Source organism: Lachnospiraceae bacterium oral taxon 500 (genome assembly GCA_002999035.1).
GTDB lineage: Bacteria > Bacillota > Clostridia > Lachnospirales > Vallitaleaceae > W11650.
The window spans coordinates 1,611,645-1,625,524 of sequence record CP027241.1 but is presented as its reverse complement, the minus strand read 5'-3'; the positions used below and the strand labels follow the sequence as shown (position 1 = coordinate 1,625,524).

Here is a 13,880-nt window from a genome sequence, read left to right as displayed (position 1 = left end):
CACCTCACTTCTTCCGGTTTCGTGTATTCGGCAAGTAATGTTATTCGGTAAGTCATATTTCCTCCTTATATTTACTATATTTTTTAAAAACTTCTTGAATAATAATTATCTATATGAACTCTTCTGTATAATAAAATCGTGTCGACCCGATACAAATATACAGAGGAGGATTTTTAAATGAATCAATCAAATTATTTTAAGTTGGAATTACATTTGCGGGAACTTATGAAGAAAGCTTCCTACAGTGATTCCACTACAAAAGATATGGAGTTTGTTCTTCAAGCGTTTGCTTCTTATATGAAGGTGATGAAGCTGGAAGAATATTCTCCGGAAATTGGTGACCAAATGGTCGAATACTGTAGCGATAAGCTTCATGTTTGTAAATCCCGAGTAAAGCGTGCAAAAGGAATTGTAAGAAAGCTGAATCGCTTATCGCAAGGATTGGATGGGGATGCAGCTTTATGGGGCAATAAATGCTATGTTCCGGATATTCCAGGCGAATATATGGATGTATTGAACAAATATGCGAATCATTGTCTTAAAGCCGGCAACAGAGCATCCACTGTTCATATCAAATTTCTTGTTTGTGGCAAATTCTTAGAAAATGTTGCCGGTCTCAGGTGTCCGAATTTATCCAAGCTCACAGGAGAGCAAGTGCTGCAAGCATTTCTTGCTCTGAAATACGATGAGTACTGGTGTCGTATCCGTCTTTTTCTGCGCTTTCTGTATGAACAAGGAATGGTATCTCGTAACTATGATAAACTGTTTGTTTATCGTAAGAAAAAGAATCCTTTTCCTACGGTATATTCGCCCGATGAGATAGCAATTGTAGAAAGGTCTATCGAGCGTTCTACCCCGGCCGGAATCAGAAATTATGCCATTATGTTACTGATGTCCAGATATGGCATTCGCTCAAGGGATATTGCGGCACTTACTTTGGATAACTTCGATTTCGAAAACAATCGAATCCAATTCGTTCAATTAAAGACAGATAAGCCATGGGAAAGTGAATTGCTTCCCGAAGTAAAAGAGGCGATTTTGAACTATCTTCTCTCTGTCAGAGCCAATCTTACGAATTCCCCAACCCTTTTTATTACATCACAGATACCATATAAACCATTGAATTATCTTGCTATTGATACAGCAGTTTGGACACTTTTCAAGAAATCAGGGATAGAAATATCCGGACGACGACATGGCAGTCGAGCATTCCGTTCATCAATTGCAAGCAACATGGTAAATGACCATGTTCCTACAGAGGTTGTTCGTCGTATTTTAGGTCACGGAACGAAACATGCTATCAAACATTATGCAAGGCTGGACATAGAAAGCATGCGTCTTTGTCCACTTGAAGTCATTTCTCCAAGTGGAACATTTTTAAAAGAACTCCACCCGAAAGGAGATGATTCAAATGCTTAACAGCCTGCTTTCTTCTGAAATAGCAGATTATATAAGACTCAGATATGCTTTTGTATCTGTATCCACCGCAAATGCGGATGAAAAAGTCTTGGATGACCTAGACGAATTTCTTGTAAAAGCCGAAGTCACAGACAAAGAGTTGACGGAAGAAATTCTGACCGATTTTATTGCTACATTAACCGGAAAAAGCAAAACCATTTATAACAAGGTCGGTACAATTCGAGGGTTTACACGTTTTCTTAACGCACTTGGATACACAGCTTTCATTCCGGATGTACCCACTGTCAAATCAGATTTTATGCCGTATATCTATTCTAACGAAGAGATACAGAAGATTTTCTACTATGCCGATCGTCTTCCCTTAAAACAAACAAGTCACAAAAGACCGTATCATACCATTAAAGTACCGATGATTCTGCGGATTCTATATGGGTGTGGAACAAGAATCGGAGAAACCGTCGCCATTAAAAGAAGCGATATTGATTTCCAAAATAGAACCTTATTTCTTAGAGAAACAAAGAATTCTAAAGAACGTCTAATCCCGATTCATGATTCTCTGAATAAAATCCTGTTCCATTATTGCGTAGTTACCGGAATAATGGAACAGCCGGACGCCTATCTTTTTCCCGGAATGAAATCCGGCACCCACTATACAACCAGACAAGTTGTTACTTGGTTCTCTGAAATATTGAAGCTTGCAAATATTGATCAGCGGGAAAAATCTCCTAATAAGCGTGGAGCCTGCCTGCATAGCTTTCGTCATCTTTTTGTTTTGAAAGCTATTAAGCAATTGGAAACGGCGGGAAGATCTGTTGATATGAATGATCTCTTGTTGCCAACCTATTTAGGGCATGAGTGTCTGCTTGATACAGATAAATACATGCGTTTTTCCGGTGTGCAGGTTTCGGATTCTCTGGATGCTTTTGAGACTTTTTCATCAGGCTTGATTCCGTCTGTGGAGGTGCCTTATGAAGAATAAAACAGAAGAAGAATTTATCGCTCTACTTGGAAGATTCTTTACGAACTATCTTCCAAATACAGTAAATGCAAGTCCGAATACAATGACCTCGTATAAATGTGCCTTCCGACTGCTATTTCAATATATCAGAGATAATACCGGTACAAAGTTTGAAGCTATCACCTTTGAATTTCTGAACTTTGAACTGTTAACCGATTTTTTCGACTGGCTTATTACAGAGCGTGGTAACAGCCGAACAACAGCGAAACAGCGCATGGGAGCACTTGCTTCATTTGCAGACTATGCCGGGGGAAGGAATCTTACGGCCGCATATGTTTTCAAAAACAGTTTGCAGAAAATTTCAAAGAAATCATTACGCAAAGTAAAAGGGAAAAGCCGAACATCATTTACACGTCCTGAATTGAGCATCCTATTTTCATTGCCGGATCCGTCTGAAAAACTTGGGTGGCGGGATCTAGTTCTTTTTACTGTGATGTATTCCAGTGGAGCACGAGCGCAAGAGATCTGTGACCTGACTGTTGGAGATATTGCACACGATGAAAAAGGGAATGCAATCCTTACTCTTATTGGAAAAGGGGATAAGGCACGCCGTGTAAAAATAACATCTGAGGCAACAAGACTTTTGGATAAATATGTTGCCTCAAGGAAAATTAGCATCGACTATGAACGACATGTTTTTCCAAGTCAAAGAAATGAACATTTATCTGTATCGGCAATTGAAGACATATTTGCAAAATATGTTACTCTTGCCAAATCAGAACATCCGGAGATGTTTGTTCATGGACCGTATACCCCTCATGTAATGAGACACACAACGGCAACACATCTGATAGAAGCAGGTGTTCCATTAGCTATTGTGAAAAACATTTTAGGACATTCTTCGATACAAACAACTCAGATTTACTTGGATATTTCTCAGCAGACTGTTGATCGTACATTGGAAGAATGGAACGAAAAATGGTTTTCACAAAATAATCCGAGCGATACAGAGATTCTAAAGGATAATAATCAGATCCCTGATTTTCTGAAATAATACTGTATCGTTATTCGGTGAGAAGCTCGAAAACACTTCCATATTGGAGTGTTTTATGGGCTTCTCTAATAACAATAGTTACCTAATAAACTAAATTATCTGACATGTCGGATAATTTAGTTGTCATCTTCTGATAGAGAATGGTATCTTTCGGGAACTTGTCAATAAAGGGAACAATGGTGTTCCCAAAGAATAACAGTCCTTCTCCCGCATTGGAATTGGTAACATATTTAAGCTGCGGTTTGGAGATTTTCAGTTTTCTTGCTAAAATTTCCCGATCTCCGCTTGCTTGATTGAGCATTAAAACAAAATCTGTGTTATCAAAGATGTTTTCTATCTCCTTACTCATCAGTAGGTCTTTGACATTCTGCGTAATGCCTGTCGGAATTCCTCCCCATTTTCTGAATCGTTTCCATATCTCAACGGAGTAGGAGGCGGTCTGTTCTTCTTTTAAAAGTAGGTGAAACTCATCGATGTAATACCTTGTTGCCTTGTTTCCTCTGTTTTGGGATACCTTATTCCAAACCTGATCCTGAATCACAAGCATACCTATTTTTTTAAGTTGCGATCCCAATTCCTTAATATCGAAACAAAGGAGCTGTTTATTTAAGTCCACATTGGACTGATGGTTAAAGACATTAAGAGAGCCTGTTACATAAATCTCCATCTCCGTTGCCAGTTTTTTCCCGACCTTTTCTTCCTGATTTTTTAACATATCGTATAGGTCTTGTAAGATAGGCATGTTTTTCGGTTCAGGTTCGTTAAAATACTTTTCATAAATCTTAGGTAAGCACCTGTCTATGACCGACTTTTCTTCTGCAGTAAGACCACTACCGCCTACTACAAGCTCAAGCATACTCATGATAAAATTTGCCTTGTCTTTCAGCGGTGCGTCTCCATCGCCGTAGTTCATATTGATGTCAAGGGGATTGAGGTAGTCTTTTGATTTACTGCTAACCTTAATGACCTCTCCGTTAAACTGACGCACAAGGTTGCCATATTCGCCCTCCGGATCGCAGATGATGACATCATCGTCCGTTACCAAAATCGCATTTGCCATTTCACGCTTTGCCGAGAATGACTTACCACTGCCCGGAGTTCCTAAGATTAACCCATTTGGATTTTTGAGTTTCTTTCGATCCGCCATAATTAGGTTATGACTTAGTGCATTCAGTCCGTAGTAAAGACTGTTGCTTGAATTGATAAAAAGCTCCTCTGTGGTAAACGGTATAAAGACGGCTGTTGATGAGGAAGTTAGTCCTCTGTTAATCTCAAGCTTATTTACTCCAAGAGGAAGTACGCTTATAAGTCCTTGCTCCTGTGCATGGTCAAGTCTTTTTATCTTGCAATTATGCTTATTGGCAATGGAGCTGATTTGTGCAATGGTGTTTTCCAGTTTCTGTACTGTCCTTGCAAAGTTCATAAAGACAATGGTTACGACAAACATACGCTCATCTCTTGTCTGCAAGTCTTTGAGTAGGCTTTTCACATCTTCACCATAGGTGATTAGGTCTGAGGGTAAAATGTCCATATCATAACCCGCTCTTACCGCCTTTTTGTTTTCCTCAATTCTCATTTTGTCGATGTCGGTGTTTTTTCTCTTTACCATCTTAATGGCTTCCGACTGCTCGATTGCCTTAATATGAAAGGAAATATTGATGTTATCATCAATATCCAAAAACTCGGCAAGCATACGGTCTGAAAGCTCACTGGCAAGGATTTGAAAATGGCTTGTCGCTCCGATAAACTTCCCGAACTTAAAGTATCTACTCGGTGTAAAGTTAAATTCATTAGGAGTAATGTAGCTTTTGGTGCTTTCTTTTTTCTTTAAGTCTTTGTAGGAAAACTCAAAGGTCTTGCCCGGATTTAATATATCGTGAAGGATTTTCAGCCTTTCTTCTCCATTTAGGCTTTCTGCACGCACGCCCATACTTTTTAGGGACGATAAGATGTCAATCTCCAGTCTTTCCAGTTTTGAGATTGCCTGCTCTAAATTGTCCGCTTCGACAGTAAAAGTAATATACTTTGATTTTCTAATCCCGTTATTTCCCTTTACAATCTGATTTTTTAGCATTTCTCGAAACTCAAGGCGTATCTCGTCAAAGCCGTCTTTTTTATCCGGTATCTGAATTGCCGACTGCATTTCTTCGTTTCTTCCAAGCTGATTGATATATGACAGTTCAATCCCGACACTCGGATCAAAGGAATTTAAGAAGTTGGCAAACTGATTAAAAATCAAATCTCGATCTTCCTCTAAGGCAAGCTGATAGTTAATATCCTCAAAGACAATGCTCTTACTGAAATGCTTTTCGTCAAGCTGACATATCCCGTTTTTCAAGAGTCTAAGATAGGGAAGGGTATCTTCTACGGTATAGCGTTTCGGCTCTTTCTTAAAGATAAGGCTTAAAAATCCGCCTTTCTCTTTTTTTATCTTTGTTTTATCTTGCTTTAATTCCTGTTTCTCCCTTCTTAACGCCTTTTTGTTTTGCGTGAGCTTTATCTGCTGAATTTTTCTTTTGCTGTTCAAGGTAAACCTCCTTTCTCACACGCTTTTGCGGTTGGTAAAACTTGTGTAAATAAATATACTTAAAATATTTTTCAAAGGTCAGTCCGTCTTTTTCAAACAGTGTAATGAAAAAAATGGGAAGTGTGGACACGATGAGAAATAGAATCGCTATATCATTTGCTACAAACTTTCTCATAAATAAATAGACCGGTATTCCTACCAGTCCTGCGAAAGTAAAGCCGATTAGCTGTCTTTTGGTTAAGTTAAAAGCGACCTTCGTTTTTACTTTCTTTAAGTCTTTCGGGATCGGTACATACGCCATAGCTTACCTCCCATCTTCTTTTTCCTTTGACAGCTCCTCCATGTGTTCATATACGGAGCCGATTTCTTCCTGAATACTGGCAAGCTGTTCATCTGTGCTTTGATTGATTCTTCCCTGCATCAGACAAAAATCATTGTGGCAATGTCCGATTCTTGTGATTCTTTCGCTCAATTCTTTCATTTTCTTATGTTTTTTTATGCTATCCATCACAAAGGCAATGCCTGTTACAAGAAGGGCTGCTTTCCATATTTTTTTTCTTTTCTTCATACTATCTTCCTTTCTTTTAGTGAGCATTGAGAACACTTTTTGCCAGTGTTCCGCTTTTTAACATCATCAGTCCCAACAAAATCGCATACCCAAGTATCGTAAAGGTACTGGTATGAATGTCTGTAATCTGTATGGTCTTAACTAATACTGCGTAAATTCCAAGGCAAACCATTAAAAAGAGTCCTTGCAGTCCAAGGGCAAACAGTCCTTTAATGTAGTTTGTTCCGATCTGTCCCCATTCTTTATTGCCCATTGTCGCAAACGGTATGGCTGAAACCGATGAGTAAACATAGATTTCAAACATTCTTCCATATACAACGAGCATGATAACAATGGAGATTCCCTGTATGGCAACCTTAATGAGTGAGGTTTCAAAGAGAATCATAATGAGTTCTCCAAGTCCCTTATCTTTTAAAGCTTCTACCATCTGAACAATTTGATCTCCGGAAACAACAGCAGAGGTGTTAATCACCCCCGCCGCTTTGTTTACCATACTTTGTGCCACATCAAAGACTGCCATCGAAAATTCAAAGGCATGGGATACTAACCATACGGCAACCCACATCTTGATGATGTATTTGAAAAAGTCAAAGGTGTCCGTATCGTGCATATTGTTCTTTTGCATGACCATATTGATAAGCTCGATACAAAGGACTGCCGTTATGATTAGTCCTGCTATTGGAATGATAACGGAGTCGTTAATACTCTTGATAAAGTTAAATACTTCTCCGTTCCATCCCATCGGTGTCTGTCCTACATCTGCTGCCACTTTCCCAACCTGATTGTTAATGTCAAGAAACATAGACTCTAAGTTTGCTTGGATACCGCCCAGTAGAAGCTCCTTGAAAAATTCTTCTATCTTGTCGAATATCCCAAACATTTCATCGCTCCTTTTCTTCCTACTTTAGTACATTGGCAAGAAGCGGAATGAGTTTTAAGCCGATAAGGACGATACCGCCTCCCGCCATGAGCTGCTTCACGCCTTGACTCTTTACTGATGTGCGATAAAGAAGTAATAGAAGTGTAAAAAATTTTGCCGTTCCTATCCGGCACTTGCGCATTGTGTCGGATAGGTCGGGCGGTTATTCGGGCAAGTCCACCTTGCCAACAAAAGAATAATAAATCTCAATGTCCTGTCTGCGGGTCTTGTTCTCGTCATAGCTGCACTCATGCACAACGATTTTCTCTACAAACTCCCGCAGCAGAGTAGGGGTAAGTTCTTCAAAGCTGGTATGCCGCCGGACAACATTCATAAACTTTTCTGCGTTCACGGTGGCTTCCTGTGCTTTGGAAAGCTCCGCTTGAATAGCAGCGGCTCTTTCTTTCAGCTCCCGTTGCTCTGCTTCATAGTCTGCCGACAGCTCTGTGAAACGCTCGTCTGATATGCGCCCGGTCACGCTGTCCTCATACAGCCGCTTGAAGATAGCGGATAACTCGGCTATGCGTTTCTCGGAGGCTTCCAGTTCCTTTTTCTTGGCGGCGTTCCTGCGTTTGCCCCCGTCCTCGTTCTGCTCAATCAAGAGTTTCATAAACCGGGCTTCATGCTTTGCCGCATAGCTGGTCACTTTCCGCAGATTGGAGAGTACACCAGCGGTCAAGAGGTCGGTGCGGATAAAGTGCGCCGTACAGTCATGGGTGCGTTTCTTGTAGTTGCCGCAGATATAACAGTCCTGCTTGCGCTTGTCCGTCTGGTATCGCTGCTGATACATCACGCTGCCGCAGTCCGCACAGAACAGTATGCCGGAGAACAAACCCACTTCATCATAGCGGTTTGGGCGTTTGCGCTGTTTGCGAAGCTCCTGCACCCGTTCCCATGTTTGGGTGTCTATGATAGGCTCGTGGTGGTTCTCGAAAATCACTTGCTTTTCCGGGGGATTTTCTACACTGTGCTTGACTTTGTAAGAAAGTTTTTCTGTCTTGAAATTTACCAGACAGCCTGTGTATTCCCGGTTTTCAAGGATATGCACTACGGTATTGGTCGCCCACTTGCACTCATAGCCGGGGTGGTAGCGGCGGGTGCTGCCCGTCCTGCGGTATTCAAGCGTTCCCGGCGTGGGGATTTGCTGCTCTGTGAGCATACGGGCTATCTTGGTCGGACCATTCCCGGCAAGACAGAGGTTGTATATCTGCTTGACTACGGGTGCAGCTTCCTCGTCAATAATGAAATTTTCATCCTCGTCCATGAGGTAGCCATACACAGGCTTGCTTGTGATGGGCTTGCCATTCATGCCTTTTGAGCGTTTTACTGCTTTGATTTTCTTGCTCGTATCTCTCACCAGCCATTCGTTAAAGATATTCCGCAGCGGGGCAAAGTCATTGTCGCCCTGTGCGCTGTCCACTCCGTCATTGATAGCGATGAAGCGGACACCTTTCTGTGGGAAAATCATTTCCGTGTACATTCCCACTTGCAGGTAGTTTCGCCCTAACCTCGACATATCCTTTACGATAACTGTCCCGACTTTTCCGGCTTCAATGTCCGCAAGCATGGCTTGAAAACCGGGTCTTTGAAAGTTCGCACCAGAATAACCGTCGTCCGTGTACCAGCGCAGATTGGAAAAGCCGTTCTGCTTTGCATAGGTTTCAAGGATACGCTTCTGATTGGAAATGGAATTGCTTTCGCCTTGCAGCTCGTCCTCATGGGATAGTCTTGGGTAAAGGGCGGTAATTGGTTGTTGGTTGGTCTGTCTTAACATAAAATCCTCCGTTTCCGACAGCCAGCCCCACTATTCCGTACCTTGATTGTACCACATGGGGCGGCTGTCTGTATAGCGGCAAAAGCGTCAAATCTGCTTCTTTATGGTCGGTCAAATCGCCGTTTTTTGTGTAGCAGCTTCCGCTTCCAGCACTTTCATCATCTTGTCGGCTGCGGTGTCGGTTGCGCCCTGCTTGAAGAAGCCGGAAACGGTAAGGACGGAGTTGCCCATGCGGATTTCCGTCACACAGTCCGGGCGGCGGTCTGTTTTGGTGGTGCTTGTCTGTTTCGTTTCTGTCATAGGCTCTCCTTTCGCTGCTTCATCAGTTGCTTTAAGCGTTCCAGCTTTTCCTGTGCGGTTTCCTTTCGGAAGTTGCTGCCCGTGAAGCGGACGGGGGCGCACATGGAAGTCAGCCTGTCATAGATACGGGCGTGGGGCGTGTCCTGCGGGTGCTGCAATTCCTCCAGCGTGAGGTTGGTCGTGGCGATCAGCGGCTTGCCGCTTCGGTAACGGCTGTCAATCACGCTGTAAACCTGTTCCAGCCCGTATTCTGTTCCTCGCTCCATACCGAAATCATCAAGTATCAGCAGAGGGTAGCTGCAAAGGCGGGAAATATATTCGTTCCTGCCCTCAAAGCTGGCGGCAAGGTCACCCAGTATCGTTGCAAAGTTTGTCATGCAGACGGCAACCTCTTTTTCCATAAGGGCGTTGGCGATACAGGCGGCAAGGTAGCTTTTTCCCGTCCCCACGCCGCCCCAAAACAGGTAGCCGATATTTTCAGCCTGCATGGTTTCCCAGCTCTCCACATAAAAGCGGGCGGTTTCGGTCTGCGGGTTTCTGCCGTTGTCATGCTCAAATGTCCAGTTCCGCATAGCAGGGTCGGTAAAGCCCCGGCGTTTCAAGTCCTCCACTTTTTCAAGGTGCTTCTGTCGGCTTTCGGCGGCTTGCTGCTTTTCACGGGCTGCCCGCTGGCAGTCGCACTCTGCCGGGTGGCGGTCACGCCCGAAACAAGTCTTTCCCTCTGCAAAATAGGCTTCTTTGGGCGTATGGCACTTACCGCAGTATAAAAGCCCGTCCTCGCCTGTGTAGTCCTCCGCTTCGGCGGTAGTGGCTGTAATGTCCGTAATCATAGCTTCAATTCCGTTTTTCATAAGCTCTCGCCCTCCTTGCATGAATAATCGGGTATGCCCTGTTTCGGGGCAGCCTTGCCTTTGGCAGCGTCCTCCTGCGCCCACTTGTAAATGGTGGCTGCATGGCTGTGGTACTGTTTCCCGGTGGAAGCGATATGGCAGGAAAGCCGGTCAATATAATACTCCCACTTGTCGGGCAACTCTGTTTTTAGCCCGGAAAGCTCTGTATCGGTCAGTATCACATTGTTGTATCTGCCATAAGCGGCGGGGGCGGGGTGTCCCGTTTCTCCCTCTCTCTCTTTTTCTATCTCTATCTCTTTCTCTAACTCTATCTCTATCTCTGGTGGACGAATGTCGGACAAATGTCCGCCTTTTGTCCGGGGCGGTAAAAGTGCCTTGTTTTCCAGTCTTGCAGCCCGTTTCCGCTCGGCTTCGGTAGAGGACTGTCCTATCATCAGCTCAATGTCGGTCATATAGAAAGCCCCGCTGTCAAGCTGCTCCACAAGCCCCAACTGCCGGAAAATCTCTAAAGCCCTCTCAACCGTCCCTATCTGGTGGCGGGTCAGTGTCGCTATCATCTGCGCTGTGTAGGGGATATGCTCGTCAAGCTGCAATTTCCCGCCGTTTTTCAGCGATTTTAAGTACAGCTTCAAGAGGATATTGGAGTATAAAATCCCGTCTTTCATATCTTCCAGCAGCACAATGGAGTCGCTGTCAAAAAAGTTCTCTTTCAGCTTGAGGTAGTAATACTTGCGGTTATCTGCCATTGTCCCTGTCCTCCTTTTTCCGGCGTTTGGAGTAGTAGTGGGGGCAGAGTATGATAACCGCCCGGAAGCTCTGCTTGCAGCTATGGGTACAGCCCCGGCAGAGGTCATTGTATGTGATACGATCGCAGGTGGAATTCCCGACTTTCACTTGCCGCAGGAAAAAAGACCATTCCAGCCGCCGTTTCTTGCTCATTCTTGGCATGGGTGCGCTCCTTTCTGCCGTTTCCGCTGGTGTGGCGGTATCGGCGGTAATTCTGTATCATCTCGGTATCATTTTCGGGTTTTTTCTGCCCTATAAGCCCGTTAAAAAATCCTTTGGTATTTGCGGATAGGGTACGGGGCAGCCCCCTTGTTCTGTATAGGTTCGGGTACATTTTGGGGCGGTTTTTATCGTTCCTGTTCCTGCCTTTTCACAGGCTTGCGCTCCCGGTGTAAAATCTGGTCGATATTGCCCTTGACAGTCTGTAAGCGGCGGTATTCCTCCCGTTTTGCCCGGTAATCGTTGTAGCCGCTGTTTTTCTCTTGGATAAGGGTTTCAATCTCTGCTTGCAGGGCTTTATAGCTCGGCAGCTTGGAAATGCCGTTTTCCCTGAAATAGCGGGCGGCTGCGTCTGCTATGATAAAGTCGCTTTCGTACTTCTGACGGTAGGCTGCTTTTGCTTTGGCGTTTTTCTGCTGTTTCAGCCCGTCCCGGACAGGGCGGGTCTTGGAATAGGCAAGCACCTGCCGTTGCAGCTCCTTTTTCCCGTTCAGCGTCTTTTCCATCTGCTTCAGCTCTGTAAGGCTTTCCCGCATGGCGGTATAGGCGGCAGAACAGGCTTCGTCCAGTTCCTCCGGGGAAGAAAAGCCGTACTGCTGATAGGCGGTAACGGTAGCTGCCATTTGCTTTAGGTTGTGCTTTGCCGCCCAGCGGTCATAGCCCACGCCCTTGCCCTCGGCTCGCTTGGCTTCCCGGTCAACCATGCGCTGCAAGGTGTTGTCTGCCGGGGTGGTTTTTGTGGTTTTTTCCCCTTGTGACAGCTTTTTAACCGCGGCAGGGTATTCGAGTATGGCTTTGCTCTGTTCGGCGGCTCTGTGGGCGTTCTGCGTAAGCAGGACAAGGACAGCAGCCTTGTCAAAATCGTCCCCCAGCTTCCGGGCTGTGATAGGCTTTGTCCTGTCCGGCGTGAGGTAGGAAAGCCGCCCCCGGCTCTCCTTGACGGTCACACCCTCCCGCAGCAAAAGGGAAGAAAATTCGTCAAAGCTGCCAGCTTGGGAAAGTGCCTGCCGTATCGTCCGGCGCAGCTTCGCCTTGTCCGTTTCAAACTTGGTGGGCTTGGTCGGCTGTCCTGCGGCTTCTCTGACAGCGTTCTCTTTATCAAGGGCAAGCTGTCCTTTCTTTGCCGCCCAGTATTCCCGTTCGGTTATCCGTTCCTTGCTGCCGCTTAGGAGGTCGATTTGGTAAAGCCCCTCCCGGTGGCACATCTCCATGACTTCACTCTTGAAATATTCCATAGCGGCGTTGGTGCAGCGGTGCTTGCAGCCCTCCCGTGTGTCGGCTGGTCTGTCCATGTAGGGCAGAAGCGGGACTTCATAAATCCGCAGGGAGTTGATGACGATATGCACATGGATATTGCCGCTGTGGTTATGCCCGTCCGGGTGGGTGCAGACTAAGGCTTGGTGTCCGGGGAAATGCTCTTTACAGAACTGCTCGCCCAGCTCCTGCGCCCGGTCTACGGTCAAGCCGTTGTCTGTCCCGTCCCGTGGGTCAAAGCTGATGATATAGTGGTGGCTTTTCACATCTTCCCGTTTTTGGTTTTTCTCATAGCGGAGATTAGCCCGCATACAGGCAACAGCGAAATCCTCGCCCCCACAGTTGAGGGAAGAAATGCGGTAATCCTCCCTCGGTATCAGCCGCCCGTTTTCATCAAGGGTGGGCTTCATGGTAAACTCGTCATGCTCAAATGTGAGATAGGCTTCCGCTGCGCCATAGTCCGCATTTTTAGAGCTGATATGTTTGAATGTTGCCAACAGCGTCACCCACTTTCTGCAAGACTTCAAACTTTAGGGCAGCAAGGTCGGAAACCGCCGCCCGTACCTCCCCGGCAAGCTGCGGGTAGGGGCTGTGCCACTCGTTCAGCGTCCGGGCTATCTGGTTTAAGTTGCCGCCGATCCTGCCGTATTCGGCGGTCAGCTTCCCGACAGCGGCAAGCAACTCGTCATTGACGGGGGAAACGGTTATGATGGGGCGTATGGCTGCCCCGGTTATGGCTTGCCGGATAAACTCGGCTTGGCTCATGTTGTAAGCAGAAAGCCTTTCCGCAAACTCGGCGTATTCTTCCTCGGTCATGCGTGTCTTGACTACCCGGCTGCGGTGCGGCGTGTTATATCGTTTTCGCATGGTAAAACCTCCTTCGGCTGTGCGTGGTGTCCTCTCACTAATAGGAGAAAAACAGGGTGTAAAGCGGAACTGTTTTTGAAAAATCCGAAAAATTATTTTGAGGGATTTTCCAGCGGCGTAAGCCGCATAAGCAGGGTTTGGGGAAGGCACTCCCCAACAAGATTCCCGCAGGGGCAAAATGAGCGATAAGCGAATTTTGGTACTGCGGTAGAATCTTGCTCTGAAAAACTCCGGCGTTCCCCGGCTTCCGTACTTTCCGCTAACAAGACGTTTCAAAAGGGCTTTGCTACCCGCTATTCCGGCATATCTTGAAAATTTTCCTTTCACTACCTACAACACCACGCAAAGCAAAATGGACGGAGATTTTTAGAATTTCCCCTTATT

Annotated in this window: 16 protein-coding genes; 3 read left to right on the top strand and 13 right to left on the bottom strand. The window is 45.3% G+C overall.

What is annotated here, in order from left to right; all coding sequences use genetic code 11:
- The first annotated feature begins 177 nt into the window (after positions 1–177).
- From C3V36_07530 to C3V36_07520, 3 genes are read left to right on the top strand one after another with little or no spacing between them, the layout of a single operon-like run.
- Positions 178–1,419 carry a hypothetical protein gene (locus C3V36_07530; GenBank protein ID AVM69102.1) on the top strand — a complete coding sequence of 414 codons (1,242 nt, stop codon included), beginning with the start codon at positions 178–180 and terminating at the stop codon, positions 1,417–1,419.
- Positions 1,403–2,398 carry a hypothetical protein gene (locus C3V36_07525; protein ID AVM69101.1) on the top strand — a complete coding sequence of 332 codons (996 nt, stop codon included), beginning with the start codon at positions 1,403–1,405 and terminating at the stop codon, positions 2,396–2,398. The genes C3V36_07530 and C3V36_07525 overlap by 17 nt, the downstream gene beginning before the upstream one ends.
- Complete coding sequence (locus C3V36_07520; protein AVM69100.1) at positions 2,388–3,431, top strand: recombinase XerD; 1,044 nt, start codon at positions 2,388–2,390, stop codon at positions 3,429–3,431. Before C3V36_07525 ends, C3V36_07520 begins: the two co-directional genes overlap by 11 nt.
- 82 nt (positions 3,432–3,513) lie before the next feature.
- On the opposite strand, the gene C3V36_07515 is transcribed toward C3V36_07520, so the two are convergent.
- The 13 genes from C3V36_07515 to C3V36_07455 form a co-directional block, all read right to left on the bottom strand.
- Entirely contained in the window at positions 3,514–5,958 is a 2,445-nt protein-coding gene (locus C3V36_07515) for a conjugal transfer protein TraE (GenBank protein ID AVM69099.1), read from the bottom strand.
- The gene (locus tag C3V36_07510; GenBank protein AVM69098.1) at positions 5,870–6,259 is read right to left on the bottom strand and encodes a PrgI family protein; all 390 of its coding nucleotides are present in this window, start codon (positions 6,257–6,259) and stop codon (positions 5,870–5,872) included. The genes C3V36_07515 and C3V36_07510 overlap by 89 nt, the downstream gene beginning before the upstream one ends.
- A 3-nt stretch (positions 6,260–6,262) precedes the next feature.
- On the bottom strand, positions 6,263–6,526 hold the full coding sequence (locus C3V36_07505) for a conjugal transfer protein (GenBank protein AVM69097.1): 264 nt from the start codon (positions 6,524–6,526) through the stop codon (positions 6,263–6,265).
- A gap of 16 nt (positions 6,527–6,542) precedes the next feature.
- Positions 6,543–7,406 carry a hypothetical protein gene (locus tag C3V36_07500; GenBank protein AVM69096.1) on the bottom strand — a complete coding sequence of 288 codons (864 nt, stop codon included), beginning with the start codon at positions 7,404–7,406 and terminating at the stop codon, positions 6,543–6,545.
- 19 nt (positions 7,407–7,425) lie between these two features.
- Complete coding sequence (locus C3V36_07495; GenBank protein ID AVM69095.1) at positions 7,426–7,587, bottom strand: hypothetical protein; 162 nt, start codon at positions 7,585–7,587, stop codon at positions 7,426–7,428.
- 21 nt (positions 7,588–7,608) lie between these two features.
- Entirely contained in the window at positions 7,609–9,219 is a 1,611-nt protein-coding gene (locus tag C3V36_07490) for a DUF4368 domain-containing protein (protein AVM69094.1), read from the bottom strand.
- Between the two features lie 111 nt (positions 9,220–9,330).
- Positions 9,331–9,519 carry a hypothetical protein gene (locus C3V36_07485; GenBank protein AVM69093.1) on the bottom strand — a complete coding sequence of 63 codons (189 nt, stop codon included), beginning with the start codon at positions 9,517–9,519 and terminating at the stop codon, positions 9,331–9,333.
- Entirely contained in the window at positions 9,516–10,370 is an 855-nt protein-coding gene (locus tag C3V36_07480; protein ID AVM69092.1) for an ATP-binding protein, read from the bottom strand. Before C3V36_07480 ends, C3V36_07485 begins: the two co-directional genes overlap by 4 nt.
- On the bottom strand, positions 10,367–11,116 hold the full coding sequence (locus tag C3V36_07475; GenBank protein AVM69091.1) for a replication protein: 750 nt from the start codon (positions 11,114–11,116) through the stop codon (positions 10,367–10,369). Before C3V36_07475 ends, C3V36_07480 begins: the two co-directional genes overlap by 4 nt.
- Positions 11,106–11,318, bottom strand: coding sequence for a hypothetical protein (locus tag C3V36_07470; protein ID AVM69090.1), 213 nt, complete (start codon positions 11,316–11,318; stop codon positions 11,106–11,108). The genes C3V36_07475 and C3V36_07470 overlap by 11 nt, the downstream gene beginning before the upstream one ends.
- Positions 11,221–11,490, bottom strand: coding sequence for a hypothetical protein (locus tag C3V36_07465; protein AVM69089.1), 270 nt, complete (start codon positions 11,488–11,490; stop codon positions 11,221–11,223). Before C3V36_07465 ends, C3V36_07470 begins: the two co-directional genes overlap by 98 nt.
- A 13-nt stretch (positions 11,491–11,503) precedes the next feature.
- The gene (locus C3V36_07460; protein ID AVM70479.1) at positions 11,504–13,126 is read right to left on the bottom strand and encodes a relaxase; all 1,623 of its coding nucleotides are present in this window, start codon (positions 13,124–13,126) and stop codon (positions 11,504–11,506) included.
- A complete protein-coding gene (locus C3V36_07455; GenBank protein AVM69088.1) occupies positions 13,098–13,496 on the bottom strand; it encodes a plasmid mobilization relaxosome protein MobC in 399 nt (132 codons plus the stop codon). The genes C3V36_07460 and C3V36_07455 overlap by 29 nt, the downstream gene beginning before the upstream one ends.
- Positions 13,497–13,880 lie beyond the last annotated feature (384 nt).

Excerpts from the sequence above, each read along its gene's own strand:
- C3V36_07470 (AVM69090.1), bottom strand. The coding sequence starts at position 11,318 with ATGCCAAGAATGAGCAAGAAACGGCGGCTGGAATGGTCTTTTTTCCTG.
- C3V36_07500 (AVM69096.1), bottom strand. The coding sequence starts at position 7,406 with ATGTTTGGGATATTCGACAAGATAGAAGAATTTTTCAAGGAGCTTCTA.
- C3V36_07490 (AVM69094.1), bottom strand. The coding sequence starts at position 9,219 with ATGTTAAGACAGACCAACCAACAACCAATTACCGCCCTTTACCCAAGA.
- C3V36_07530 (AVM69102.1), top strand. The coding sequence starts at position 178 with ATGAATCAATCAAATTATTTTAAGTTGGAATTACATTTGCGGGAACTT.
- C3V36_07525 (AVM69101.1), top strand. The coding sequence starts at position 1,403 with ATGATTCAAATGCTTAACAGCCTGCTTTCTTCTGAAATAGCAGATTAT.
- C3V36_07455 (AVM69088.1), bottom strand. The coding sequence starts at position 13,496 with ATGCGAAAACGATATAACACGCCGCACCGCAGCCGGGTAGTCAAGACA.
- C3V36_07480 (AVM69092.1), bottom strand. The coding sequence starts at position 10,370 with ATGAAAAACGGAATTGAAGCTATGATTACGGACATTACAGCCACTACC.
- C3V36_07465 (AVM69089.1), bottom strand. The coding sequence starts at position 11,490 with ATGTACCCGAACCTATACAGAACAAGGGGGCTGCCCCGTACCCTATCC.
- C3V36_07475 (AVM69091.1), bottom strand. The coding sequence starts at position 11,116 with ATGGCAGATAACCGCAAGTATTACTACCTCAAGCTGAAAGAGAACTTT.
- C3V36_07495 (AVM69095.1), bottom strand. The coding sequence starts at position 7,587 with ATGCGCAAGTGCCGGATAGGAACGGCAAAATTTTTTACACTTCTATTA.
- C3V36_07505 (AVM69097.1), bottom strand. The coding sequence starts at position 6,526 with ATGAAGAAAAGAAAAAAAATATGGAAAGCAGCCCTTCTTGTAACAGGC.
- C3V36_07510 (AVM69098.1), bottom strand. The coding sequence starts at position 6,259 with ATGGCGTATGTACCGATCCCGAAAGACTTAAAGAAAGTAAAAACGAAG.
- C3V36_07520 (AVM69100.1), top strand. The coding sequence starts at position 2,388 with ATGAAGAATAAAACAGAAGAAGAATTTATCGCTCTACTTGGAAGATTC.
- C3V36_07485 (AVM69093.1), bottom strand. The coding sequence starts at position 9,519 with ATGACAGAAACGAAACAGACAAGCACCACCAAAACAGACCGCCGCCCG.